At 67.0% G+C, this 22,397-nt stretch carries 21 protein-coding genes and 2 pseudogenes; 10 read left to right on the forward strand and 13 right to left on the reverse strand.

Annotation, left to right across the window (positions count from 1 at the left end; translation table 11 throughout):
* Window positions 1-236 precede the first annotated feature (236 nt).
* Window positions 237-998 (forward strand): DUF937 domain-containing protein, encoded by a 762-nt coding sequence (locus J2W78_RS16130; protein ID WP_253374062.1) that lies wholly within the window; start codon window positions 237-239, stop codon window positions 996-998.
* A 228-nt stretch (window positions 999-1,226) separates the two neighbouring features.
* Here J2W78_RS16130 and J2W78_RS16135 read toward each other — a convergent pair whose 3' ends face one another.
* The 3 genes from J2W78_RS16135 to J2W78_RS16145 all read right to left on the reverse strand — a co-directional run bounded on the left by J2W78_RS16135 (window position 1,227) and on the right by J2W78_RS16145 (window position 2,975).
* Entirely contained in the window at window positions 1,227-1,445 is a 219-nt protein-coding gene (locus tag J2W78_RS16135) for a Flp family type IVb pilin (protein ID WP_253372106.1), read from the reverse strand.
* Between the two features lie 276 nt (window positions 1,446-1,721).
* On the reverse strand, window positions 1,722-1,985 hold the full coding sequence (locus tag J2W78_RS16140; protein WP_253372108.1) for a DUF3072 domain-containing protein: 264 nt from the start codon (window positions 1,983-1,985) through the stop codon (window positions 1,722-1,724).
* Between the two features lie 102 nt (window positions 1,986-2,087).
* Window positions 2,088-2,975: a branched-chain amino acid aminotransferase gene (locus J2W78_RS16145; RefSeq protein ID WP_253372110.1), complete on the reverse strand. Its 888-nt coding sequence runs from the start codon at window positions 2,973-2,975 to the stop codon at window positions 2,088-2,090.
* Window positions 2,976-3,195: 220 nt separating this feature from the next.
* Here J2W78_RS16145 and J2W78_RS16150 point away from each other — a divergent pair, with 220 nt between their 5' ends.
* The 7 genes from J2W78_RS16150 to J2W78_RS16180 all read left to right on the forward strand — a co-directional run bounded on the left by J2W78_RS16150 (window position 3,196) and on the right by J2W78_RS16180 (window position 8,707).
* The gene (locus J2W78_RS16150) at window positions 3,196-3,759 is read left to right on the forward strand and encodes a MarR family winged helix-turn-helix transcriptional regulator (protein ID WP_437178539.1); all 564 of its coding nucleotides are present in this window, start codon (window positions 3,196-3,198) and stop codon (window positions 3,757-3,759) included.
* Entirely contained in the window at window positions 3,759-4,487 is a 729-nt protein-coding gene (locus tag J2W78_RS16155) for a response regulator (RefSeq protein ID WP_253372112.1), read from the forward strand. Before J2W78_RS16150 ends, J2W78_RS16155 begins: the two co-directional genes overlap by 1 nt.
* A 7-nt stretch (window positions 4,488-4,494) precedes the next feature.
* Window positions 4,495-5,901 carry an ATP-binding protein gene (locus J2W78_RS16160; RefSeq protein ID WP_253372113.1) on the forward strand — a complete coding sequence of 469 codons (1,407 nt, stop codon included), beginning with the start codon at window positions 4,495-4,497 and terminating at the stop codon, window positions 5,899-5,901.
* 133 nt (window positions 5,902-6,034) lie between these two features.
* Window positions 6,035-6,220 carry a hypothetical protein gene (locus J2W78_RS16165; RefSeq protein ID WP_056192824.1) on the forward strand — a complete coding sequence of 62 codons (186 nt, stop codon included), beginning with the start codon at window positions 6,035-6,037 and terminating at the stop codon, window positions 6,218-6,220.
* Between the two features lie 127 nt (window positions 6,221-6,347).
* Complete coding sequence (locus J2W78_RS16170) at window positions 6,348-7,529, forward strand: pyridoxal phosphate-dependent aminotransferase (RefSeq protein ID WP_253372115.1); 1,182 nt, start codon at window positions 6,348-6,350, stop codon at window positions 7,527-7,529.
* Window positions 7,530-7,712: 183 nt separating this feature from the next.
* A complete protein-coding gene (locus J2W78_RS16175) occupies window positions 7,713-8,126 on the forward strand; it encodes a DUF1236 domain-containing protein (protein WP_253372117.1) in 414 nt (137 codons plus the stop codon).
* A gap of 290 nt (window positions 8,127-8,416) precedes the next feature.
* Window positions 8,417-8,707 (forward strand): hypothetical protein, encoded by a 291-nt coding sequence (locus J2W78_RS16180; RefSeq protein WP_253372119.1) that lies wholly within the window; start codon window positions 8,417-8,419, stop codon window positions 8,705-8,707.
* A gap of 6 nt (window positions 8,708-8,713) precedes the next feature.
* On the opposite strand, the pseudogene mscL reads toward J2W78_RS16180, so the two are convergent.
* Window positions 8,714-8,824: pseudogene (mscL, locus tag J2W78_RS16185) on the reverse strand (large conductance mechanosensitive channel protein MscL); the annotation flags it as partial.
* A 206-nt stretch (window positions 8,825-9,030) separates the two neighbouring features.
* On the opposite strand from mscL, the gene J2W78_RS16190 reads away from it, so the two are divergent.
* Window positions 9,031-9,693: a hypothetical protein gene (locus tag J2W78_RS16190; protein ID WP_253372121.1), complete on the forward strand. Its 663-nt coding sequence runs from the start codon at window positions 9,031-9,033 to the stop codon at window positions 9,691-9,693.
* Between the two features lie 120 nt (window positions 9,694-9,813).
* Here J2W78_RS16190 and J2W78_RS16195 read toward each other — a convergent pair whose 3' ends face one another.
* The 9 genes and pseudogenes from J2W78_RS16195 to J2W78_RS16230 all read right to left on the reverse strand — a co-directional run bounded on the left by J2W78_RS16195 (window position 9,814) and on the right by J2W78_RS16230 (window position 19,937).
* Complete coding sequence (locus tag J2W78_RS16195; protein WP_253372123.1) at window positions 9,814-11,160, reverse strand: hypothetical protein; 1,347 nt, start codon at window positions 11,158-11,160, stop codon at window positions 9,814-9,816.
* A gap of 198 nt (window positions 11,161-11,358) precedes the next feature.
* Window positions 11,359-11,862 (reverse strand): annotated as a pseudogene (locus J2W78_RS24855) (TniQ family protein); the annotation flags it as partial.
* 19 nt (window positions 11,863-11,881) lie between these two features.
* Window positions 11,882-12,868, reverse strand: coding sequence for an ATP-binding protein (locus J2W78_RS16200; protein WP_253372125.1), 987 nt, complete (start codon window positions 12,866-12,868; stop codon window positions 11,882-11,884).
* Complete coding sequence (locus J2W78_RS16205) at window positions 12,865-15,123, reverse strand: hypothetical protein (protein WP_253372127.1); 2,259 nt, start codon at window positions 15,121-15,123, stop codon at window positions 12,865-12,867. Before J2W78_RS16205 ends, J2W78_RS16200 begins: the two co-directional genes overlap by 4 nt.
* Before the next feature lie 94 nt (window positions 15,124-15,217).
* Entirely contained in the window at window positions 15,218-15,889 is a 672-nt protein-coding gene (locus J2W78_RS16210; RefSeq protein ID WP_253372129.1) for a hypothetical protein, read from the reverse strand.
* Between the two features lie 481 nt (window positions 15,890-16,370).
* The gene (locus J2W78_RS16215; protein WP_253372131.1) at window positions 16,371-16,577 is read right to left on the reverse strand and encodes a hypothetical protein; all 207 of its coding nucleotides are present in this window, start codon (window positions 16,575-16,577) and stop codon (window positions 16,371-16,373) included.
* Entirely contained in the window at window positions 16,570-18,591 is a 2,022-nt protein-coding gene (locus J2W78_RS16220) for an AAA family ATPase (RefSeq protein WP_253372133.1), read from the reverse strand. Before J2W78_RS16220 ends, J2W78_RS16215 begins: the two co-directional genes overlap by 8 nt.
* 178 nt (window positions 18,592-18,769) lie before the next feature.
* Window positions 18,770-19,111: a hypothetical protein gene (locus tag J2W78_RS16225; protein ID WP_253372135.1), complete on the reverse strand. Its 342-nt coding sequence runs from the start codon at window positions 19,109-19,111 to the stop codon at window positions 18,770-18,772.
* A gap of 271 nt (window positions 19,112-19,382) precedes the next feature.
* Window positions 19,383-19,937 carry a metallophosphoesterase gene (locus J2W78_RS16230; RefSeq protein WP_367399391.1) on the reverse strand — a complete coding sequence of 185 codons (555 nt, stop codon included), beginning with the start codon at window positions 19,935-19,937 and terminating at the stop codon, window positions 19,383-19,385.
* A 347-nt stretch (window positions 19,938-20,284) separates the two neighbouring features.
* On the opposite strand from J2W78_RS16230, the gene zorA reads away from it, so the two are divergent.
* Window positions 20,285-22,396: an anti-phage ZorAB system protein ZorA gene (zorA, locus tag J2W78_RS16235; protein ID WP_253372137.1), complete on the forward strand. Its 2,112-nt coding sequence runs from the start codon at window positions 20,285-20,287 to the stop codon at window positions 22,394-22,396.
* The last annotated feature ends 1 nt before the right edge of the window (window position 22,397 follow it).

Here is a 22,397-nt window from a genome sequence, read left to right on the forward strand (position 1 = left end):
CCTTTCCTCGGGAAATCGCTGCGGAACCGGGGTTATCGCTGGCCAGCCCCGCCCGGTTGCGACACACTCGCGGCCGAGGCCGTTCCGGCGAGCCTTCGGATGTGAGTGTCGGCGGTCATCACCGGTGCGCGTCCGGAACGAAGATGGGCCCGCTTGCACGCGTTGTCATGGCGAGGCCTGGAGGCGTTCGGCACCCGGACCGTTGCTGCTCGCTGAGGCGCCCGGCCATGTACACGATGTTCGACATCCTCCAGAGCCAGGGCGACGCGAGCGTGCGGGCCCTCGGGCAGCCGTTCGGTCTTTCGCCGGACCAGACTCGCCGCGCCATGGAGGCGCTGATGCCGGCCCTTTCGATGGGCATGCAGCGCAACGCTGCGGCCGATCCGATGGGGTTCGGGCGCATGTTCGGGCTCGGCCAGCCGGGAAAGGCGCCGCCACAGGCGGGTGCGGACATGTTCTCGGGGCTGTTCGGCTCGCCGATGATCGCCCAGGCGGTCATTCAGCAAGCGTCGGCGGCGAGCGGCGTCGGGAGCCAAGCCCTCCGGCAGATGCTGCCGATCATGGCCGGCATGATCGTGGCCGGCATCGTCCACCTGCTCCTCAACCCGCCCGCCGGGGCGCCGGCCGCTGAGCCTCCACCCGCCACTTACCCGGTTGGCACGCTTTGGACGGACTGGCTCAACGGCCTCACGGCCGCGGCGGGACAGATGGCCTCTCCTTCCCCGCCTGCAGCGCGCAAGCCCGAGCCGCGCCCGGCCGTCCGTAAGGCAGAGCCGGCGCCGGATGCGACCAAAGCCTCGATGGAAGTGATCCAGCAGATGCTCCAGACCGGAGCCGATGTTCAGGAGCAGAACGTCAAGGCGATGAAGGACGCGTTCGACGCGTTTTGGAGCCAGCCGAAGCCGGACAATACGAAGCCGGGCGCCGCTCCGCCCCCCTCCCCAGCCGCCGGGAGGGAACCGGCTTCCGCAAGGCGCAAGCCGGCGGGGCCGAAATAGGGAGTCGTCGGCCGGCTGGCCTTACCGGACGAGCAGCGCTCGGCGTCGTCCGGTCACGGCGCCGGCCTGCTTCCGACCGCCCGTGATACGGTTTCCGCTTGATCCAAGCGGGGACCGTATCAGCCAGCCCGCGCGGCGCTTGAGGTGGGTACCCACCGCGCCAGGGCGTACGGGATCCCCCGAAGCCCAAATCTGCCATCCCAAAGGGATCAACCGGGTTTGGTATGACTACTCGAACACGAACAGTTCAAAGATCCTCGGAAAAAAATTCCCCAGCGCGGTTCCGTAAACGCGGAAGGCACCGATGACCGCAATTCCGATGAAGGTACTGACCAATCCGTACTCGATAGCGGTCGCCCCCGATTCGTGATGCGCGAAGCGGATGAGGGACGGATACAAAGGCCAGGCGGATTTCGGGACGGGCGCGGATGGAGGAAGCAGAGACACGGCGCATCGTCCTGGACGTGTGGCAGTGACGTGATCCTGCCAGCGCGAACTTGCAGCGAACTTAAAGGAATTGAAGAAAGCGGGGACATTCCCCGCCGACGCGTCTCATTCAGCAGTGGATTCGTTCGCTGACGGAGCGGCGGGCAATGGATCGCCGGACCTGTGTCCCGCTCCCACCGCCCTCCGGACCCGGGGCCGCCTCACCCGCGCAAAGTTCGCGCCTCACCCCGAAAATCGGCCAAAGGCTTCCCGGAGCATATGATGCTCCCGCCCCCGTCAGGCCTTGCCGGTGTCCTTGCGCAAGGCGTCGATGCGCTTGGAGGCCTCCGCCTTGTCGAGGTCAGCCTCGAAGGCCTCCGGTGCCTTGGCCTGCTCTGACAGCGTCTTCAGGTAGGATGCCTGCGCGCCCGTCATCGGCTCGGCACCGGTCGTCCACTCGTCGGGATCCTTGATCCGGTTCGACTCGTCGGTCGGGTCGACCTTCGGATTCTCGGCCGCCGCTTGGTCCTTCGTCGTCTTGCCGGTCGTCTTGCCAGTCATCGGGACACCCCTTCGTTCATGGATTGTTCTAAAAAACGCAGGGGTCCGCGCTAAGTTCCGGGCGCTTTGTTGATGCGCCCGGAACCGTCGATCATGCATGCTTCAGGCGGCGGCCGCCTGCGGCTGCACCTCGGCGAGGTAATCGTCCATCAGCGACTTGGTCAGGGCCGCCGGCGTGAAGCGGTAGGGGCCGATCTCGGAGACCGGGGTCACCTCGGCGGCCGAGCCGGTGATGAAGCACTCGGAGAAGCCGGTCATCTCCTCCGGGCGGATGCGCCGCTCGATCACCTCGATCCCGCGGCTTTTGGCCAACTCGATCACGGTCTGGCGGGTGATGCCGTTGAGGAAGCGGTCGGCCTGGGGCGTGTGGATCACGCCGTCGGCGATGAAGAAGACGTTGGCGCCGGTACATTCGGCGACGTTGTCCTCCCAATCGAGCATCAGCGCGTCGGCATAGCCCTTGTTCTCGGCGCGGTGCTTGGAGATCGTGCAGATCATGTACAGACCCGCCGCCTTCGAGGTCGAGGGTGCGGTCCTCGGATCGGGGCGACGGTAATCGGCGATGTCGAGGCGGATGCCCTTCATCTTGGTCGCCGGGTCGAAGTAGCTCGGCCATTCCCAGGCGGCGATGGCGAGGTGGATGGTGTTCTTCTGAGCGGCGACGCCCATCATCTCCGAGCCGCGCCACGCCACAGGGCGCAGATAGGCGTCTTGGAGGCCGCTGGTCGCGAGCACCTGAGCCTTCGCCGCCTCGATCTGATCGACCGAGTACGGAATCTCGAAATCGAGGAGCTGGGCCGATTGGCGCAGTCGCTCGGAATGCTGGCGGCTCTTGAAGATCCGGCCGCCATAGGCCCGCTCGCCCTCGAACACCGACGAACCGTAGTGGAGGCCGTGACTGAGCACATGGATCTTCGCCTCGCGCCACGGCACCATGGCACCGTCGAACCAGATCGTGCCTTCGCGCTCATCGAAGGGAATCACGGACATCTCTCGAAGTTCCTCTGCGCGGCCTCGGCGAAGCGCGGGGTCGTCGGGTGGGGCAAATGCCGGCGCGCGGACGCGGAACGATGCAGCGAGCGGCTGGACCGGCAGGGTTGACGGGTAACAACGGGGCTGAGATATGTCAACAACACTGACTTATCTTCCCAGGCCGTCCGGAGCCCCGCGATCCGCCGCCGACCGAGGTTTTCACGACGTGAATCGTGTGATGACGCCAGATACCGACATGGCGGTCCAGGCTCCCGGTGAGGCGTCTCCCTCGAACTGTCCCGCAGCGGGCGGCGACAGCGACGACCTGATCGAGCTGCTGTTCTTCGCCTATCGCGATTTCGTCGGCGATCCCGACCGGATTCTGGCGCAGTACGGCTTCGGCCGGGCGCATCACCGGGTTCTGCACTTCGTCGATCGCTATCCCGGCCTCACCATCGCCGAACTCCTCGATATCCTGCGCATCACCAAACAGAGCCTTAACCGGGTACTCAAGGATTTGATCGACCAGGGCTATGTCGAGCAGCAGACCGGCACGAGCGACCGGCGCCAGCGGCTCCTGTTCTGCACCCCGTCCGGCCGGGCGCTGACCGCCGACCTGACGCGGGTTCAGGTCCGCCGGATCGTGCGGGCGCTCGATGCGCCGTCCGAAGAAGACGAGGCCGAGAGCGGACGCGAGGCCCGCGCGGCATCCGCCCAGGATTTTCTGCTCGCCATGATCGAGCCGGCCGAGCGCGCCGCGATCCGTCGGCTGATGGCCCGCCGCACGACGGGGCGTGCCTGATGTCGGCCGAGACCGCCCTCAAGGCGCGCCCCGAGCTTCCCGACCACGCGCCCCATATCCTACTGGTGGATGACGACCGGCGGGTACGCGAACTCTTGTCCCGCTTCCTCTCGGAGCAGGGCTTCCGCGTCACGGCCGCCGCGAACGCGGCCGAGGCGCGCAGCCGCGGCCAGTGCTTCGTGTTCGACGCTCTCGTGCTCGACGTGATGATGCCCGGCGAGAGCGGCTTCGACTATGCTCGCTCGGTGCGCGAGACCTCACGGGTGCCGATCCTGATGCTGACGGCCCGTTCCAACCCGAACGACCGGGTGACGGGGCTGGAGATCGGCGCCGACGATTATCTGCCCAAGCCCTTCGAGCCGCGCGAATTGATCCTGCGGCTCAACAACATCATCCGCCGCCACATCGCCGTGCCGGAGGCGCGTTTCTCGGGCGAGGGCGCGGTGACCTTCGGCCCCTTCAGCTTCCGCGCCGACCGGGGCGAGTTGCGGCGCGAGAACGAGCCGGTGAAGATCACCGAGCGCGAGCGCGAGATCCTGACCATGCTGTCCCAGGCCCGCGGCGGCAATGTCGAGCGCGAGACGCTCGCGGGCAACGGCGGCTTGGCGGCCGAACGCACCATCGACGTGCAGATCAACCGTCTGCGCCGTAAGATCGAGCCGGACCCGGCCAATCCGAGCTTCCTGCACACCGTCCGCGGCGTCGGCTACCGCCTCGCCATCGATTGAGGCCATCATGGCGGCCCCCGCCCGCCCCTCCGCGACCGCACCGTCTCGAACCGGCACCCTCGCCGGGGCGCTCGGCCGCGTTCGGAAGATCTGGCGGCGCCTCAGCCGCGCCATCGGCGATGCCTTACCGAAGGGCCTATACGCCCGCTCGCTGATCATCATCATCGCGCCGATGGTTCTGCTCCAGTCGGTGATCGCCTACACCTTCATGGAACGGCACTGGCAGCTCGTGACCCGCCGGCTCTCGGCGGCCGTCACCGCCGATGTCGCCGCACTGATGGACATCTACGAGTCCTATCCGCAGGACAAGAATGCCGAGACGCTCTCGCGCATCGCCGGGGAGCGGCTGAACCTCGACATCGACATCCTGAAGGGCGCCAAGCTGCCGAATCCGGGGCCGCGGCCGTTCTTCTCGATTCTCGACGAGGTCCTGTCGGAAGAGATCCGCCGCCAGATCCGGCGCCCGTTCTGGATCGACACGGTGGGGCGCTCGAACCTCATCGAGATCCGCGTCGCCATCCCCGAGGGGGTGATGCGGGTCACCGCCCGGCGCAACCAGGCCTACGCCTCGAACTCGCATATCTTCCTGCTCTGGATGACCGGCTCCTCGCTGGTGCTGCTCGGCGTGGCCATTCTATTCCTGCGCAACCAGATCAAGCCGATCCTGCGGCTCTCGGCGGTGGCCGAGGGGTTCGGCAAGGGCCGCGAGATCGAGTTCAAGCCCCGCGGCGCCCGCGAGGTCCGGCAGGCGGGGCACGCCTTCATCGAGATGAAGCGGCGCATCGAGCGGGCCATGGAGCAGCGCACGGCGATGCTCAACGGGGTGAGCCACGACCTGCGCACCATCATCACCCGGTTCAAGCTCTCGCTCGCCCTGGTCGAGCAGACCCCGGAGGTGGAGGATCTCCAGCGCGACGTCGACGAGATGAGCCGGATGCTGGAGGGTTACCTTGCCTTCGCCCGGGGCGATTCCGCCGAGACCGCTGCCGAGACCGACATGCGGACCCTGCTGGAGGACCTGCGCAGCGACGTGGAGCGCCTCGGCGCCCATGTCGAGGCGGTGGAGATCGAGGGGAGCCCCCTCGTCACGGTGCGGCCGGATGCGATGCGCCGCTGCCTGTTCAACCTCGCCGCCAACGCCGCCCGCTACGCCGACACCGTGGCGATCTGGGGCAAACGCGAGCATCGCGCCTTCCTGGTCGCGATTGACGACGACGGGCCCGGCATCCCGGCGGAGAGCCGCGAGGACGTGTTCAAGCCGTTCGTGCGCCTCGACGATGCGCGCCAGGATGCCGGCGGCTCCGGGCTCGGTCTCGCCATCGCCCGCGACATCGCCCGCGCGCATGGCGGCGATGTCGCCCTGCACGACAGCCCGCTCGGCGGCTTGCGGGCGACGGTGCGCATCCCCGCCTGACCGAAACGCCCGCGGATCGATCGGAGATTCTGAAGCGGCGGGAGTTTCCTCCGGCGGAACGGCGATGCTAAGACCGCTTCGCATTGTTCTTCGGGCCGCGCTGCGACCCCTCAACGAACGCGAGTGACGTCGAATGAACCCGCTGGTGCCGCTTTCCGTCGTGCTGCTCCTCCCGATCGCGGCCGTCTGCGCCGTTCTCTTCACGGATACCGGCATCGAGCCGGCCCTGTTCTACGCAGCGGTCAAGACCTTCGCGATCCTGTTCGTCGTCGGCGGCGCAATCTCCTTCGCCGCGAGCCGCCTCGCCGCACGCACCTAAGACCGAGCATCTCCCACGAGACACCCGCCGCTCTGCCGTGCCCCGCGAGGCACGGTCGATGAGCGGGCGTTTCGTGAGGTCCTGCCGAATCCCGGCCCCGACCGGCGTCTGACGGAAGGTCGAGGCCATGCTGCCTGTCGTGTCATCCTTCGAACGGATCGGCGAGGAGAACGCCTTCGCCGTTCTCGCCCGTGCCGGTGCGCTCGCGGCGCAAGGGCGCGACATCGTCAATCTCGGCATCGGCCAGCCGGATTTTCCGACGCCGGCCCATATCGTCGAGGCCGGCATCAAGGCCCTGCGCGACGGCCATCACGGCTACACGCCGGCCATCGGCATCCCGCCGCTCCGTGAGGCGGTGGCGCGGGACCTCCATCGCCGCCACGGCGTCGAGGTCTCGCCCGACGCGGTGATGATCGTGCCGGGTGGCAAGGTCACCATGTTCATGGCGATCCTGATGTTCGGCGAGCCCGGTGCCGAGATCCTGTATCCGGACCCCGGCTTCCCGATCTACCGCTCGATGATCGCGTTCACCGGGGCGACCCCGGTGCCGGTGCCGATCCGCGAGGCCAACGGCTTTGCCTTCTCGGCGGAGGAGACGCTTTCGCTGATCACGGAGCGCACACGCCTCCTGATCGTCAACTCGCCGGCCAACCCGACCGGCGGCGTCACGCCGAAGTCCGAGATCGACGCTCTGGTGCGAGGTCTTGCCGCCCATCCCGGCATCGCGGTGCTGTCCGACGAGATCTATGGCTCCATGACTTATGACGGGGAGGCGCATGTCTCGCTCCTCGCCTATCCCGAGATCCGCGACCGGCTGATCGCGCTCGACGGTGCCTCGAAGACCTATGCGATGACCGGGTGGCGGCTTGGCTGGTCGGTCTGGCCGAAACCTCTCTACGACGCAGCCCGCAAGCTTGCCGTAAACTCGTTCTCCTGCGTGAACGCCGCGACGCAGTGGGCCGGCGTCGCCGCCCTCGACGGACCGCAGGACTGCGTCACCGCGATGGTCGCCGCGTTCGACCGGCGTCGGAGCCTCGTCGTGGACGGGCTGAACGGCCTGCCGAACGTCTCTTGTATCACCCCGAAGGGCGCCTTCTACGCCTTCCCGAACATTGTGCGCACGGGTTGGAAGGCGAAGGCCCTGGCAACCGCACTCCTCGACGAGGCGGGCGTGGCGGTGATCGGCGGGCCGGATTTCGGCGTGCACGGCGAAGGCTATCTTCGGCTCTCCTATGCCAACTCCGCCGAGAACATCGGCCGGGCGCTGGAGCGGATGAACCGGTTCCTCACCGAGCACGCGCCGGGCTGAGATCGAAAGATGTCGTTCGCTCCCGCGACAGCTTTCGCGAGATCTGCCTCCGTTTCAGGCACCGTGGGGTAATCTCGGCCTTTCTCGATTTTCCATGCATCCGAATTCGAGGCTGCGGCGTTACCGGCCCATGCTTCGCTGCGCTGAGACTGCGGCGGACGTCACAACGACGGAGATGCTGACATGAAGATCAAGACCCTTCTCGCTGCTTCGGCCATCGCGCTTGCTCTGCCCATGGCCGCCCAGGCGCAAGGCACGCTGCGCGGCGCGGAGCGCGGCGCTCAGGAAGGTTCCGATGCGGCGGGTCCGATCGGCGGCATCGTCGGCGGTGCGGTGGGTGCGGCGACCGGGACGATCGGTGGCATTCTCGGTGTCGAGGATCGTCCGCGCTTCCGCTCCTATGTCCGTGAGCGCAACGTCCGCTCCTACGACTACGACGGTCGTGTGGTCGTCGGCTCGACGCTGCCGTCCTCGGGCGTGACGTACTACGACGTCCCGAACGACTACAACGTGACCCGCGGAACCCGCTACACCGTGGTCAACGAGCGTCCGGTGCTGGTGGATGGCCGCCATCGGATCATCGAAGTGCTCGACTAGTCACTCCTTTCGTGAGCCGCCCGCAACGGGCGGCACCATCCGGCCCCGGCACCCATTGCCGGGGCCTTTTTTGTAGTTCCGACCTGCCCCTGAGGGCTCGCACGCCGACCGTGCGGTGCCGCCACCCCGGTGACGCATCGCTCGTGCGCACCGGCCAAGGTCCCGGATGATCAGTGTTCGACCTGTTCCGGCCATGCTGTTGCTGAGATGCGAGGCACCGTACGCAACGCTCCGCGTGGTCCACTCGTTGATCCGTCCGAGACGATGTTTGCGCCCGGACAGGACTGACGATGCCCGCCCCCGACACAACCGCCGAAAACCCTCCCGAAAATCCGCCGCTGCCGGAATCGGTCCGTGACCATCTCGGTCATGAGCTGCGAAGCGTCTACACCGAGCCGGCCCCCGAGCCGCGCTTCCTCGGCGACGAACCGACCGTACCGCAGGAATTCGAGCCGCAACTCCGCCGGCTCGAGACGCGCCTGAAGACACACGAGGAAGGCACCGAGGCCGTCGAACAGGCGCTCGACCGGATTCTCGATGCCTTCGGCGTCACGCCCGACGCGGGCGATCCAAAGAAGTAGAGCGATTCAGACTTTTCGCGCCGCCAGCAGATCCCGGATTTCACCCAGCAGCTTCACCTCGGCCGGCACCTCGGCCTCAGGCTTCGGCTTGGCCTCTTCCCGGGATTTTAGAACGTTCTGATCTTCGGCTCGAAGTTCCGTTCCGTTTGCAGAGGGGCTGCGACCGAAAGAAGACCAAAGTTCTGGTCCTGGCGGCTGCAAAGATCCGCTTTCCGAGTGACCGAATGCGGCACGCCTCCGCGAAGGGTTTTGTCCTTTTCGGTGGTGGGTGGGAGGCTCACCGCGATGGGCCGATGGCGCCCATCGACCTTGGGACCTTCTTCATGGCCTACGACTTCTCAAGCCGGCCGAACCGAAGGCGTGCCGCCGCTCTGTTTGAGTCCCTCAAGGGCGAGCTCATCGATGCGAGCGAAGCGGTCGAGCGTCCGGCAACCATGCAGGCTGCAACCTCGTCTCCGCATTGGCGGCTGTCGAACGTCGCCGGCGTCCACCTCTATGAGACCGCCCGCGGCTGGAATGCCGACATTGCGTTCGAGGACCTACCCGTCGGCGTGCCGACCATCATCGGGAATGCGGTCCCCTGCACGACCCGGCAGGAAGCCCTTCAAAGCGCTATCCGGAACCTCTCGCTTTGCGCCGAGCGCGAGAAGACCATCATGGCGAATTTCGACACCACGATGCGCTGGTTCGTATTCGACGACATCGAGGTACCGGTCGACCCCGGCTACCTACCCGGCATCGCCGCCAAGTTGGAGAGGGAGGGATGTACGCATGAGGACGCCCTCGGGCGACTGGCCTACCTCAGGCACGTCATCTCGGGAGACGAGCCGATGACCAAGGAGGCGGTCGAGGCTGCGGATGACGAAATCCGGGAGCGCCTTGCGGTCGATTGCGAGATCGCGATGGCTCTTGGCCGCACGCAATTCTCCCTCACCGACGGAGTTTGGGCCGACTACGCGCCGGCTGCGTCCGGACTGCGGCAATGACGTCCGGCCAAGGATCGGCAAGCGACGACGAGGGTCGAAACCAATTCAGCTTGACCGTGAAAAAGCTGCTCCCTTCCCTCTGCTGCCATTCACACGGTCAAGCCTGTCGCCTTCGGCCGGCTACCGTTCGGCATGGGTTGGAGCCGCGTTCCGAGATTGCGAACGGCCCCTGACCGCACCTTTGCGATGGCTTGCTTCCCAGATGGCGCCCCGGGGCGGGCAGTCGTGCAGGGCTGCATCCAGTGCCTCCGCCCGCTCGTAGATGGCGTTCTTGAACACCGCCGGGTCGAAGGCCGGTACAAGGCCAGCCGCGGCGAGGTGCCTTTTCGCCACGCGGGCGTTCAAGTCCTTCGCATGGCAGATCTCGGTCAGGGTCAGGTACCGTCCCTTAAAGGCCTCGTAGCTCTCGCGGGTCACCACGGGCAGGCGCCGCCGGGTCTCCGGGCAGAACTCCTGCTCGACCATGAGGTGCCCCGCCGCGATCAGGGGGGTCAGGACGTCGAGCCGCAGCCCAGGTGTCTCCGCCGCGATCTCGGCCTTCATCAGGCCGCGCCTGGGCGGTGCCACTCCCTGCAGCAGCGCCAGCACCTCGTCGGCATCGACCAGCAAGTCCGTGTAGCGGCGACCGCCGTGCAGGCAGCCCTTCCACCCGAGCTTGCCGTCGAGGACGAGGCCGACGACGTCGCCGATGTTGGTCGACGCGAAGAAACACGCGCGCCCGAACTTCACCTGTCTCGCGGTCGGTGCCTCGACCGGGACGGCCCCTTCGAACAGGCGGGCCATGAAGGCCTCGACATCGGCCCGCGCCACGCGATGCCGAGCTCGGTGCACCTCGCGCGAGCCGAACAACGTGGGGACCATTCCCCGGGCGATGAGTTCCAGGATGTGCTTGTGCGGGATGCCGACCGTGTCCCGTACGTCGGTTACCGTGAGGGCGGCACCGAACTCCCTGAGTTGCGTCTCGAACGCGTCCACCCGGATGGTCAGGCGCTGGTGGTCGGGTCCACCGGCCGGCGGCGCGATGCCGGACCTCGCGAAGATCGCGCGCAGGGTCGCATGGGTGGTCCCGGACGCGGCGGCGGCGGAGGTCGTCGTGTGCAGACGCCTTTCCTCAAGGACATACCCCAGGACTTGGCTGCCTGCCGCCAAGGGGACGTTCTCGATGGCGTGCCGGCGGACGATGTTCCGGAAAGCGTCGAAGCCGGGGTCGTCGAGGGTACGGTCGAGAACCTCAAGCACGTAGCCGTAGATGCTCTTCGCCCCGACGAAACCCGCCGCGTGGCTCCGCGCCACGAGCGTATCGAGGAAGCTGACGATGGATGCCTCCCCCCCGGACGCGACGCGGAAACCAGCTAGCGAGGAGGCCGCCCACGCATCGTTCCCAAGCTTCGACAGGCGCGGCCGCTCGGCGCCAAGACCTTCGATGCCGAGGCTCTCGCAGGCCGTGACGGCGGCGTTCAGGGGCATGGTATCGAGCCAGTTCCCCGGCTCCTTGACGTTCCTCAGCCGGCGCAGGACCCAAGCCTCGAACGCGTTGGGCTCGACTGTGACCGCCTCCGCGCGTAGCCCGTCGAGTCTCGGAAGCACCTCATTCGCCACCGTCCGCGCGAAATCGATGACTAGATCCCGCCCTTCGAGGCGTCGGGTTTCGACGAGCCGAACCCCGTGCGCCGGGCATGAACGGATCTGGTTGATCGACCATTCGAGGCGCAGCCAGGGACGCGCGGCCAACGGCACGTCCTGAGGGGACTCGACGAGATCCTGCGCCACACAATGGGGGCAGAAGCGGAAGAACCCCGCGAGTACGGCGCCCGGAACGAGCGTCTCGGATCCGAGCCGACCCAACCTGCGCCTCGAAGGCCTGACGGGAGTGCTGGACGCCAAGGCCTCCGCTTGCACGTCATCCAGCCCGCCGAGCTGAGCAACCCCTCGCACGCCCGGCTCCAGGCCGCTGTGCACCTCTTCGGCGGAGATGCCGGCTAGGCGCATCAAGGTAGGGAAATCGAGGCCGTTGAGCGCGGCCAGCCGGGAGGCGTATCCAGCCGCGGGCTCGCCCGGCTTGGGCGGAAACTTCCAATCCAGCGGCTCGATGAGTTGAAGCTCGGTCAATCCTCGTCCTCCTCCGGGCCCTCGACGTCGAGGAAGCTGCCGGGTTCGAGCTCCTTCCAATCGTCGACCAAGAACAGGTTCATCGCGTTGTTGTTGCGCGCGCGAGACCGACTGGCGTAGGCCAGCGCGAAATGGCCGCGCAGCAGCTCCGCCGGGTCATCCGTGGCACGCAAGGCTTGATGGATGGCGGCGACGACAAGTTGGCTAACTCGGGCGTAACGGTATCGGGAAGCATGGGCGATACGCCACACGGCATGTCGGTATCGGCCATTGAGCCGATACCGAGGCCGGAAGCCTCAGACAGCTTCTTGAGGATGCGGATCACGAGCCCTTCCTCCTCGGGCATCGTCAAGTCCGGGAAATGGACCCATCTCGCGCGGCGTTCGAACTGCTCGTCCTTCTTTGCGAGCGCCCGGATGCCGGGGAGCCCGGAGAGGACGAACGCCACGGGCCAGTCGCTCGCGATGGAAACGCCCTTGATCGCGTCCGCAATCCTAGCCAGGTCTGTGCCGTCATTCCTGATGAGGTGTTGGACCTCGTCGATGTGGACGAGGATGACGCGTCGTCGCCTGAGGGCCGGGGACATCTCGTTCCAGGCGTCGCCTTGCCTCGTCCCGGCCTTAACGCGATGCCCGGACTCGGAGATGATCTGTTGGGCCACGATACGTGGCAGCGTGTATCCGGAGAGCTTGACGGATACGTAGGGGCGGACGGTCCCGAAGGAGGTTAGGGTAGGCTGCAGGACCGGGTTCTGCCGTAGCAGCCGTCCGACGGCCGCGGTCTTTCCCGCCCCGCTCTCGCCGGTCAAAAAGAAGATGTCGGCTTCCCTGCGTCTGCCTCCACTCGTCGACAGGAAATCCTCCATGAAAGTCTCGAAGGCCTCGGCCAAAATCGTGTCGCGCCGGCAGGTGACATAGACCTCGTTGACTTGGTCCAGGCGAGCAAGGATGGCCTGGCTCCTCGCGGGCATCCTCTCGCGCAGCGTGCGCAGGTATGCATTGTCGTCGTCCATAAAGCCGGCAACGCCGGGCTGGACATGGCCCTGGGCATCCACGTCGTCGCTCATGCCTCGTCCTCGTCGTCCATGTTGGTCGAGTTGCCGAGGGCCTCGGCCCCGGGGATGGTGGCGACCACGGTAGGTGACCTGCTCCGTCGGCCGGAAGGCTTCGCCAGGGAGGTCCCGATGCTGCCCGGGCCGGCGTCGCCGTTGATGGCAGGCCCGGACGGCGCGGGTTGCTTGGCTCGGGCCAGGGCGCCCCTGCGTTCGAGCAGCTTGACCATGCGGTTGAGCTGCTCCTCTGAGATGATGTGCGAGGGCACGCCGGCCGCCCTACGCGCCTCCTCGGCTTCCCGCATCAGGTCGAGGTGCGCCGTGAGTCGGAACGGGTTTCCGGCGAGCTTCTCCTGCTTCTCGAAGCGACGCAGGTCCCGGTTCTCCTTGAGCCATTCGGCGAGGCTCACCCCCTCCAGCTTCTCGCAGGTGAAGCGGAGATAGGCACCTTCTCCCGGGAAACGGTGCCGGAGGTCGGGCGGGATCCTGACCAAGATGGCGCCTATGTCGCACGGGTCGGTGACGATCGTGAGCCGGCGTTCGCCGAGGAAAGCCCGCAGCACAGCCATCAGGTCATGCGTGTAGACCGCCTGAAGGTAGGTGATCCCGTCGTTCGCAAGAACCCGGTTGGGAACGGCCAGCCCGAAGGCCAGGAGCCGGTTGTGATCGTCCGGCGCCGGGTTCAGCGCATCCCACACCTTGCCTTCCGCGCTGTTGAACTCCCACGCCCGATAGGGCCGTTCGCCGCCCAGCCCGGAGTGGCTCTTGTGGTGGTACTCGTCGACGATGAACCGCACGAGGCTCCGATGGAGCTTGTCGAAGACCAGGCTTGCCATCTGCTCGGACTTGTATTCGCCCTTCTCAACGACATTCGAGAAGGACTGTCCGGTGTAGATGCGGCAAAACCTCTTCAGGGTTCGGAAGAAGGACTCGATTGTTGCGCGCGAGGTCGGGTTCTTGCCAGGGTAGCGGTGCTCCACCTGCAGCTTCCCGAGCGTGGCATGAAAGTCGCCGAGGAAGGCCGCACCGCCATCCGTCGCGACCTCGCGCGGCCGCGCCATCATGGGCCAATCGCTGATGCACCCCGCCAGCTTGGCCATTGGATCCTTGTCGACCACGATGCTTTGGAGGGCCGACTTCGAACCCGCAGCGGACGGGGCGAAGGGCGTGACATGCAGGCCAACGACGCACTTGGTGACCGTGTCGATGGCAACCGTGACGGTGCCGCGAACTGCCTGACGGTTCTTCTGCATCTCACGCGCGGCCTGCCTGGCCTTGGTGGTGACAGCGCCCTTGGAATGCTTGTGCTTGAGGATGGCGAACAGGTCGATTTCCCAGTCGTCCATCTCGACGCGATCCATGCGCCCGAGCTTGGTCAGACCATCGACCGATGTCATGCCCCTGACGGGGTTGTACTTGAGTTCGGCCTTCTTGGGGCCGAGATGCGCGATGTCGACGAGCAGGGGCGGGAGCTTCTTGATGCGTCGGCGAATGGCGGTCTCGTCGACGGAGACGTGGCACTCGGGCGGAAGCCGGCGGTTCAGGGTCATGAGCTCGGTTTCGACCCGCGTGAACACGTCGCTGGGCTTGATCCTGTTGCTGGTCGCGTACGCGCGGACCTCCTTTTCGACGATGCGCCGGACCCGTGGGTCGAGCTGGTTGCGGTTGCCGCACTTGTCGTATTGAGGTCGGAACACGCCCGGTTGTCCGTCGCCCGCCTCGAAGAGGACAAGCCATTCCCGCAGGGTCGTCGGGCCCGGGTAGTCGTAGGTCTTGCGCGGGTAACCCGCGGTCTTGCGGCCCGGGGGACGGGAAACGTGGAAGGTGTCGATATACCAGCGGTGGATCAGCTCCCGTTCGCTGGCGATGAAGGCGCCCATGTCCTCCGGCGTCTTGTTCGGACGCCTCTCGTGGCCCGCGGCGCCCACGCGGGCCTGGTTGAAGCGGACGCACCATTCGACCTTCCAGGCGACCGTACGCAGTTGCCCGTCGTCGAGGTCGGACAGATCCGAAAGGTTGGTGCCCGCCGCCCGGTCCCGCAGCAGCTGATAGGCGAGCGAGAAGTATCCTTCCTCGATGCGGATCTTCCTGGCCGAATGCAGCCGGACGTATTCCTCGTCGGTCAGGGGCTTGATGGATGTGTCCACCACCGCATTGTCGATGACGAGGCGCAGGAGGTTGGCACGCCCCTGACGACCGGACGGCCGATAGTGGACGCCGTCGATGGTGATGCGGTCGTTGCGGCCGAAGTTGTAGCTTTGCGCTGGCATGGCTCTCGTTCTCAGGCGTCCGAACTGCCGGCGGGAAGGCGAAGGTGGGCGTCACCTTCCCGCACGGAGCTGTCGGCTCGATTAAGGGGGATGGTTACTGTTCTCGGGGGCTGCGGCCCGAGATCCGGTTCCCCAGCTCCAGGTCGAGGTCCAGCCTCTTCCCGGGCGGGTTCATTAGGATCCCGGACTGCAGGAGAGCCTTTGCCGCCCGCACCCCGCGTGGGCCCAGGCCGGTGGCCATGGCGACCTCGCGGAGCGTGGTGACCGGACCGAGCCCCGGGAGCGCCTTCCGGATGGCAGCCTTCCCGGCTTCGTCGCGGTCGCGGCCGCACTCGATGATGTCCCGGCCGTTGAGCACCGCGAAGGGGTCGAGGGTCTCGTAGGTGACGGCGCGGTAATCGTCGGCGAGCCTGCTCCCGTGCTGGGCGCAGATCGTCTTCACGATCTCAACCGTCTCGTCCCCTAGCAGGCCCTCGGTGGTCTGCCTGACGGCGATGACCTCACGAACCCCGCCCACCCAATCGACGTGGATGTCGAAGGTGTAGGGGCGGTCGACGTCAGCCATCCGGTACTTCACCGTCCGCTGTTCGCGGATGCGGAGCACGCCCGGGAGCGAGATCAGCACGGTCAGGACCGCGCGTTCAGGCTCGCTCTCGTAGGTGTGCTCGAACCCGCGGAACGGGTCTCCGATGGAGCCGACGGAGGCGCCGCCCCACTTCGGGGCGGGATGGCGGTCCGGATCGGTGTCGGACCAGTCGAAGCCCACGAGCCCGGTGGCCGCTTGCGCGACGTACCCGGTGTCTCCCTTTGGCCGGGACTAGCCTGTCACCCTTTGGGGGCGGAAGCATCCGCGTTGAGATGCCAGGCGCGGCGCTGTTCGATTCTGGACACGAGGATGCTGTGGCGTGACGGCATGACGAACCTCCTGGGACGGGCGTGACGTCGCGCCAGGTGGACCGGGCGCGCCTTCGGGTGCTCGAAGGCTTGGACGCCCGGGAAGGGCGCCAAGTCAGTTCCGGTGAGGGGGTATCGCCGCTAATCGGACGCCGCCGGACCGGAAGGGACGGGCTAATATGCAGGGCATGGTTGCTCTCCTCCGGTTGGGCCAGGTTCTGGCCGTGAGATCGATGTTCGGGCGGTGAAGGCACGATGCCACCGCCCAGGCTGAGGACAGGTTAAAAAAACCCTGGGCGTAGCGATTGGCCCGACAAGCCTGTGGACAACGCGGCGCGGACCCTGGGGTCCGCTCACGGCCCCCAGGTTCCGGGGAAGGCCACGACGTTGCCGTCTGCCCGGCGGGTAAGGCGGCGTTCCTCGACGAGTTCCATCCCGGTCTCGACCTCGACGGCGACGGCCCCGAGCAGGCTGTCCATGTCGTCGGGCGGCAGGAGGCGGGACAGGCGCACCAGACCCATGACGACCTCGGCGATGCGGGCTTCGACGTCCTCAGGCATGGAGGCCTCCCGCCGTGTCCCTGGCCTCGTGGACGGGCGTCGGCGGGGTGTCGGCGATGATCGCGCGCACCTCCGCCCCGCCGAGGACGCGGCGCTCGACCAGCCGGTCGGTGACGCGCTCGATGCGGTCCTTGTTCTCGCGGACCAGGCGAAGAGCCCGGGCGTAGAGGCGGTTCAGGTCACGTTCGACCCCTTCCCTAAACTTGCCGTCGGCGCGGATCAGGGCCTGCGCCTCCGTCCGGTCGCCTCGGTACAGGATCGAGCCCGAGAGCCCCCAGGAAGCGGCCTTCGTCGCGAGGAGCTCGGTGGCGACGGCGAGGTCGCTCCACCGCTCTCCGCCGGCGCCGGAGGTCGGCTCGCCCCAGATCTCGTCGGCCGCCCTGCCGGCGAGTTGGGTCACCGCCAGGGCGTCCACCTGCGCGGAAGTCATCATGGCGGGGTTTTGCAGGCGCACGTTCGTGCAGCCGGCGAACGAGCCACGCTCGACGACGGTCACGAGCTCAAGCTCGCCCGTGGCGGTCACCACCCCGAGAACGGCGTGGCTCGCCTCGTGGCGTGCGATGGCCCGGACGGTCTCCGGCGGGCGCGTCTCGGGCGGGCAGACCTGGCGGACGACGTCGTCCATCGCGACCGCGCGGCCGGCGGAGCGGGCCGCCGCCTTGGCGGCCCTAGCCCAACCGGCGATGTCCGCACCGCTGGCACCGCCACCGAGGATGCCGAACGGGGTCAGGTCGGCTTCCGGGAGCGCGTCGCCCAGGTGCTGCCGAAGGATGCCGATGATGGCGTCGGCGTCCGGCATGCGGATGTTCAGGACGCGGTTCAGGCGGCCGGGACGGACGAGTGCCGGGTCCAGGCGGTCAGGATAGTTCGTCGCTCCGACCACGACGAGGTTGGCGCTGCTCGACGCCGCGGAGTCCAGGGCCAGCAGCAGGGCCGTCACCGCGGGGGTCCAAAAACTTTGGTGCCGGCTATCCAGGGTATCTCGGTTCGGGACGGCATCGAGCTCGTCGATGAACAGGACCGCGGGCCCGTTGGCGGAGGCGTTCGTGAACGCCGAGTTGATGGCTGCGATCACGTCCCCGAGATACCCGCCGTTGGCGCTGAACCATGCTGAAGCACTGGTGATGTGAAGGGGTAGCTTTAGACTCCTGGCAAGGCTTACGCAGAAGCTGGTCTTGCCGGTCCCCGGGGGGCCCCCGATTACCACGGACTTGTCGGGTAGGCTCTCCCAGGGCCTCCCCGAGCGCCATTCCTCGACCGCGGCGGCGAGCGCCAGCCCCCACTCCCTGGCCTCGCCGAGCCCGTGCATCTGCTCCAGCGGCGGGGCGTCGTTCGTGGCGACGACGGCCAGCTTGGTGGCGGCCATCACCGAGAGCCGCTTCGTGCAAGCCGCGGCAGAGGAGTTGCGGCGGATGGCGGCGCAGACGTCGAGGAAGGTCAGGCCGGCGAGCGGCGGCAGCTTCCGGGGCCGGCGGCCGGTGACGAGCCCGATGATCGACCTGACCGCCCTGGGCGTGGGAGCGCCGAGGGTCAGGTGCATGTCTGCGGCGGCCGTCAGTGTCGAGGGCAGGTAGCGCGTGGGCGACGGGGAGACGCCGGCCACGTTGGCGCCGGCCCCGAGCAGGTTGGCCACCTTGTCGCAACCGTGGTCCGGTCGATCCTGCGATCTGTTGCCGCCCGAGCGCTGCAGGATTTCGGAGAACGTCCCTGCCGTGCGGAGGGCGTCGGCGACCGGCGCGACCATCTCGGGATGGGCGACCTCGACCACGACGGCGAGGCCGTTGCGGACGCTGATGGCGGCCTGTTCGCGCTCGGACAGAGCCTCCACCAGCATCGCGGTGGCGAGCATCCGGGGGACGGTGTTACCGTCCAGGAATGCGGCATGGGCCTCCTCGGGCGAGGCGGGCTCGAAAGGTGCCGCGCCGAGGTCGAGGTAGCCCTTTTCGTCGGCTGCGCGGGCGGTGCGCCGGGCGATGTCGTGAAGCGTATGTGCGGGCGTCTTCTTGGGTGTCATGGCGGCCTCCGGCACGGGGCCGCCGCGCGCCTCCATGCGCGCCGGTCAGGGCCCTGCGGGTGTCTCGGATGGGGTGAGGGAGAGGATGGCCGGCGGGCTCGGAAGACGGCCCGCGGCGTACGGTATCGGTTTCAAGCTGTCGGGCATGAGGTGCTCCTCGGATAATCTGCTTGCGGGGTCAGTCGCGTTCGCCGGGGTCCCAGCCGTCGAAGTCGATCCGGCGGGCCGTCGCGGAGACCCTGACGCCGGGGCCGGCCGGCGCGGTCCGCTCCCTCAAGCGGCGAGCCTGCCGCTCGGACTCCTCCATCGCGGCCCTGCCGAGGGCGACGAGGACGGCGGCGACGACCCGGGCGAAGCCGGTCTCGCCGTAGGTGGCATGGCAGCCGCTCAGGCGCCGAAAGATCTCCCCGACCTGGCGGGCGGGATCCTCGGTGTCGGGCGGTAGCGCGGTAAGGCACGGTGAGGGTGTGCGGCCGGGCGCGGTACGGGCGTCGGAATGGTCGGTGACGATGTCGGTCAAGGCAGCCTCTCTCGGGGCCGCCGGACGCCAAGCGTCGGTCAGGCCCCCTGCAGGGCGTTGTGGGAGAGCGAGGTTCGGCCGGCGGCTGACGCTATCCGTATGAGGCGCAGGAGATGGAACACTGAGGTCTCGCGATGGGACGGCGACCGCCCAGGGATGGAACAAACTGGCAACTGAAACCGGCTCCGTCAAGCCGGTACAGGTCGGGGGAGCAACACTTAGGCCTCGCCAGGCCGTAGTCTCGTGGACGCCCAGGACTGGCTGGAAGCGCTCACGGTGCGCCAGCCGTGGCCTGGGCGTTCTCGGCCAGCCGGGTCCGGATCTCGTCGATGGTGACGGGTCGGAAGCCGAAACAATCGACGCCAACGTCGGTGCTGGCGGCTGTGCCCGGCAGGGTGCCATGTGAGTGCCCGTAGAAATGCAGGTCGCCGCGGTGCATGCGCGGCCATACTCGGTGGGCGTAGTGGCTCAGCCAAACGCCTTGGGGTGTGCCGTCCGGTTGCTGGACGACGACCCGAGCGACGTCGACCACATCGTCCCAGGGCAGGCGGGCGCCGATCTTGTCGTGATTGCCACGCACGAGGAAACGGCGGCGTCCTCTCAGACGGCCGAACACGGAGCGGGCGTAGTCCTCGCTGCAGCGGTAGCAGAAATCGCCAAGGTGCCAGACGGTGTCCTCTGGGCCCACCGCGGCGTTCCAGTTCGCGATCAGCGTCTCGTCGTGCTCCTCGATGGAGGCGAACGGGCGACGCGTGGACATCCGTTCGCCCAGCAGGGCGCGGTGGCCGAAATGGTGGTCACTGGACCACAGAACTCTGTGTGACATCGAAGCCTCGCGGGATGCGGAGGCTCGGCACGCGGCGACACTCCGGCGGTCAGTTGGTCGAGTGCTGGTCCTCGGGTTTCATCGGTGCATCTCCTGAATGCAGCCGACCCTGTCGCGGCCGTGGTGCCCGCACAAGTCCGGGCGCTGGGGATCCACAGGTGCACGGCACCAGCACGGTGCTCACCTGGAGCCCGGCCACAGGAGATGCGGCTATGGGAACGTCCCGACCTACCAGATTGGGCAGCATCCAGGACCACTTAGAGTGCGACTGATGCGGCGACGCGCTTGTTTGAGCCCGATTCGCGTGACAGGTTTCCGATAGGCTGAGCAACACCTTCCTGGCAGCTATGAAGTCACTTCTCTGGTCGCCCCTCTTCCGCTTGCCGGCATTCGTTGCGTTTTTTTTGGCAGGCTACGCCCTCTCTAATTTGCTGCCGGTTCTCTCCACAAAATCGAACTTGGGCATACTAAAAAAAGTTGTTGGAGAGGTTGGACGAGGCGACTTCAACAACGTCGGACACTCGGAATTCGCGTTCGCCCTAGCCTGCGCCATTGTTTCGGCGGCCGTGGCAATCGCTTTCGCCATGCTGTTCACACATGTCATCGCGGTTCGCGTATCACTCCGGGCTGCCCGCAGGGATCTAGGCACAACTTCGTCGCCAGCGGCGTTCCTGCAGAACTTCGACCGGATCAACCAGCGCCTACGTGATCATCCGTTGGTTAGCCATGGCTGGGAAGAGTTCTCTAAGACCTGCATTAGGAAGAACTCTGTCGTCCGAACGGCGAGGCCGAACGCGTTTCTCTCTCCGGCTACGGCACGCGAACGGCTGCCTGGCCTGAAGCTGATGCCGACCATCCCCGGCTACTTCGTCGGGCTCGGCCTGCTCCTTACCTTCGTAGGCCTCGTGATGGCGTTGTCGAAGGCCGCGGGCGGGGTCACTGGCTCCCCCGAGAACATGACGCAGTCACTTCGGGAACTGCTCGACGCGGCGACGTTCAAGTTCTCGACATCCATCGCCGGCCTATTCTCGTCGCTCGCGTTGGCCCTGCTCTTTAAGATCTACTCCATCGCCATCGAGGGAGGCTTCGAACGGCTTTGTCGTGAGGTCGAGCGCCGGACCACCCTTCTCACGAACCAGGATGCCTTGGTGGACCTTGCGGATGCCAGCAAGGAGCAACTCCAACAACTCAAGGAGATCAACGACGTCCAGTTCTTCGACCGCCTCGGACAAGCGCTTGGTCCCGCCCTGTCCTCGGCCGTTGGTGAAGCCGTGAAGCCGCTCGCGGAAAAACTGGAGGCCACAGTCGGCAAGTTGGAGGACACCAGCCGGTCGGGCACGGAGGGGTTGCTGAAGCAGTTCTCCGAGACCCTGCACGGGACTGCGGGCACGGAGCTCAAGGAACTCGCCGTCGTCCTCAGCCAGACCAAGGACGCCCTCGGTAACGTACGCGGCGACCTGACCGGTTCGGGCCAGGATTTTGCCCGTCGCATGGCCGAGGTCACCGGTACGCTCGGTCGTCTCATAGAAGGAGCCGGCAACCAGTTTAACGCCAACAACGCCGCGACGCGCGATACCATCGAGGCGGTGCTGGACGCCCTCAGGCAATCCGCAGATGCCACAAAGGAGCGCCTGAACCGGGACGTAGCCGACGCCGGCACAGCCGCCTCCGAGGCGGTAAGAGCCGGAATGGCCGGCATGCTTTCGCAGGTCGAGAAGCGAATGGAGGCTTTCCAGGCTACGATGGCTGGCCTTCAGGACCAAGCGGCACGCGATGCCAGCGACGCTTCGGCCAAAGCCAAGGGTGCGGCGGAAGCCGCGGCTGCAGCCGCGAGCAAGGCGGCAGCCGACACTGCCGAGGCAATCCGGAATGGGTTCGCCGAGACGGTCGCGCAACTGCGCAGCGACGTCGACCGGCTCTCGACCGCCCTCCGCGCCTCCGAGCAATCTTTCGAGGCACAAAACCGCGCCAGCCTTGCAACGGTCGAGCAGACGAAGGTCGTCTCGTCTGCGTTCGGCGACGTCGCCAGTAGCGTGACAGGCGCCTCTCGCCCGCTACTTCAGGCCTCCGACCGGATCGCGACATCTACGGAAGCCCTGGCGGAAGCGGCGAAGGGAGCCGCCGAAAGCCTTCGCGTCGGGCAGGAAGCAGCCCGGACGCTGGCCGCGCGCCTTGAGGACGGGAACCGCCAGATCGAGGTCGCTTGGCGGAACTACGAGGAGCGTTTCGGTGCGGTCGACGAGGCCCTTTCAAGGGCGGTTCAGTTCCTAGCTACCGAGACGGCCAACCAGCAACAGGTGTTGACCGACTTCGTCAGCAAGATCGACCAGGGCTGCGCCGACGCCGTTCAGCGCCTCCAAGTGACGACCGGGGCCATGGAGCAAAACACCGCCGAAATCAGCGAGGTGTTCGAGGAGTTCCTCGGCCGCCTGCCTCGCCAAGCCATGGCGAACGCGTAGG

The sequence above is a fragment of the Methylorubrum extorquens genome (assembly GCF_024169925.1).
Lineage (GTDB): Bacteria > Pseudomonadota > Alphaproteobacteria > Rhizobiales > Beijerinckiaceae > Methylobacterium > Methylobacterium extorquens_A.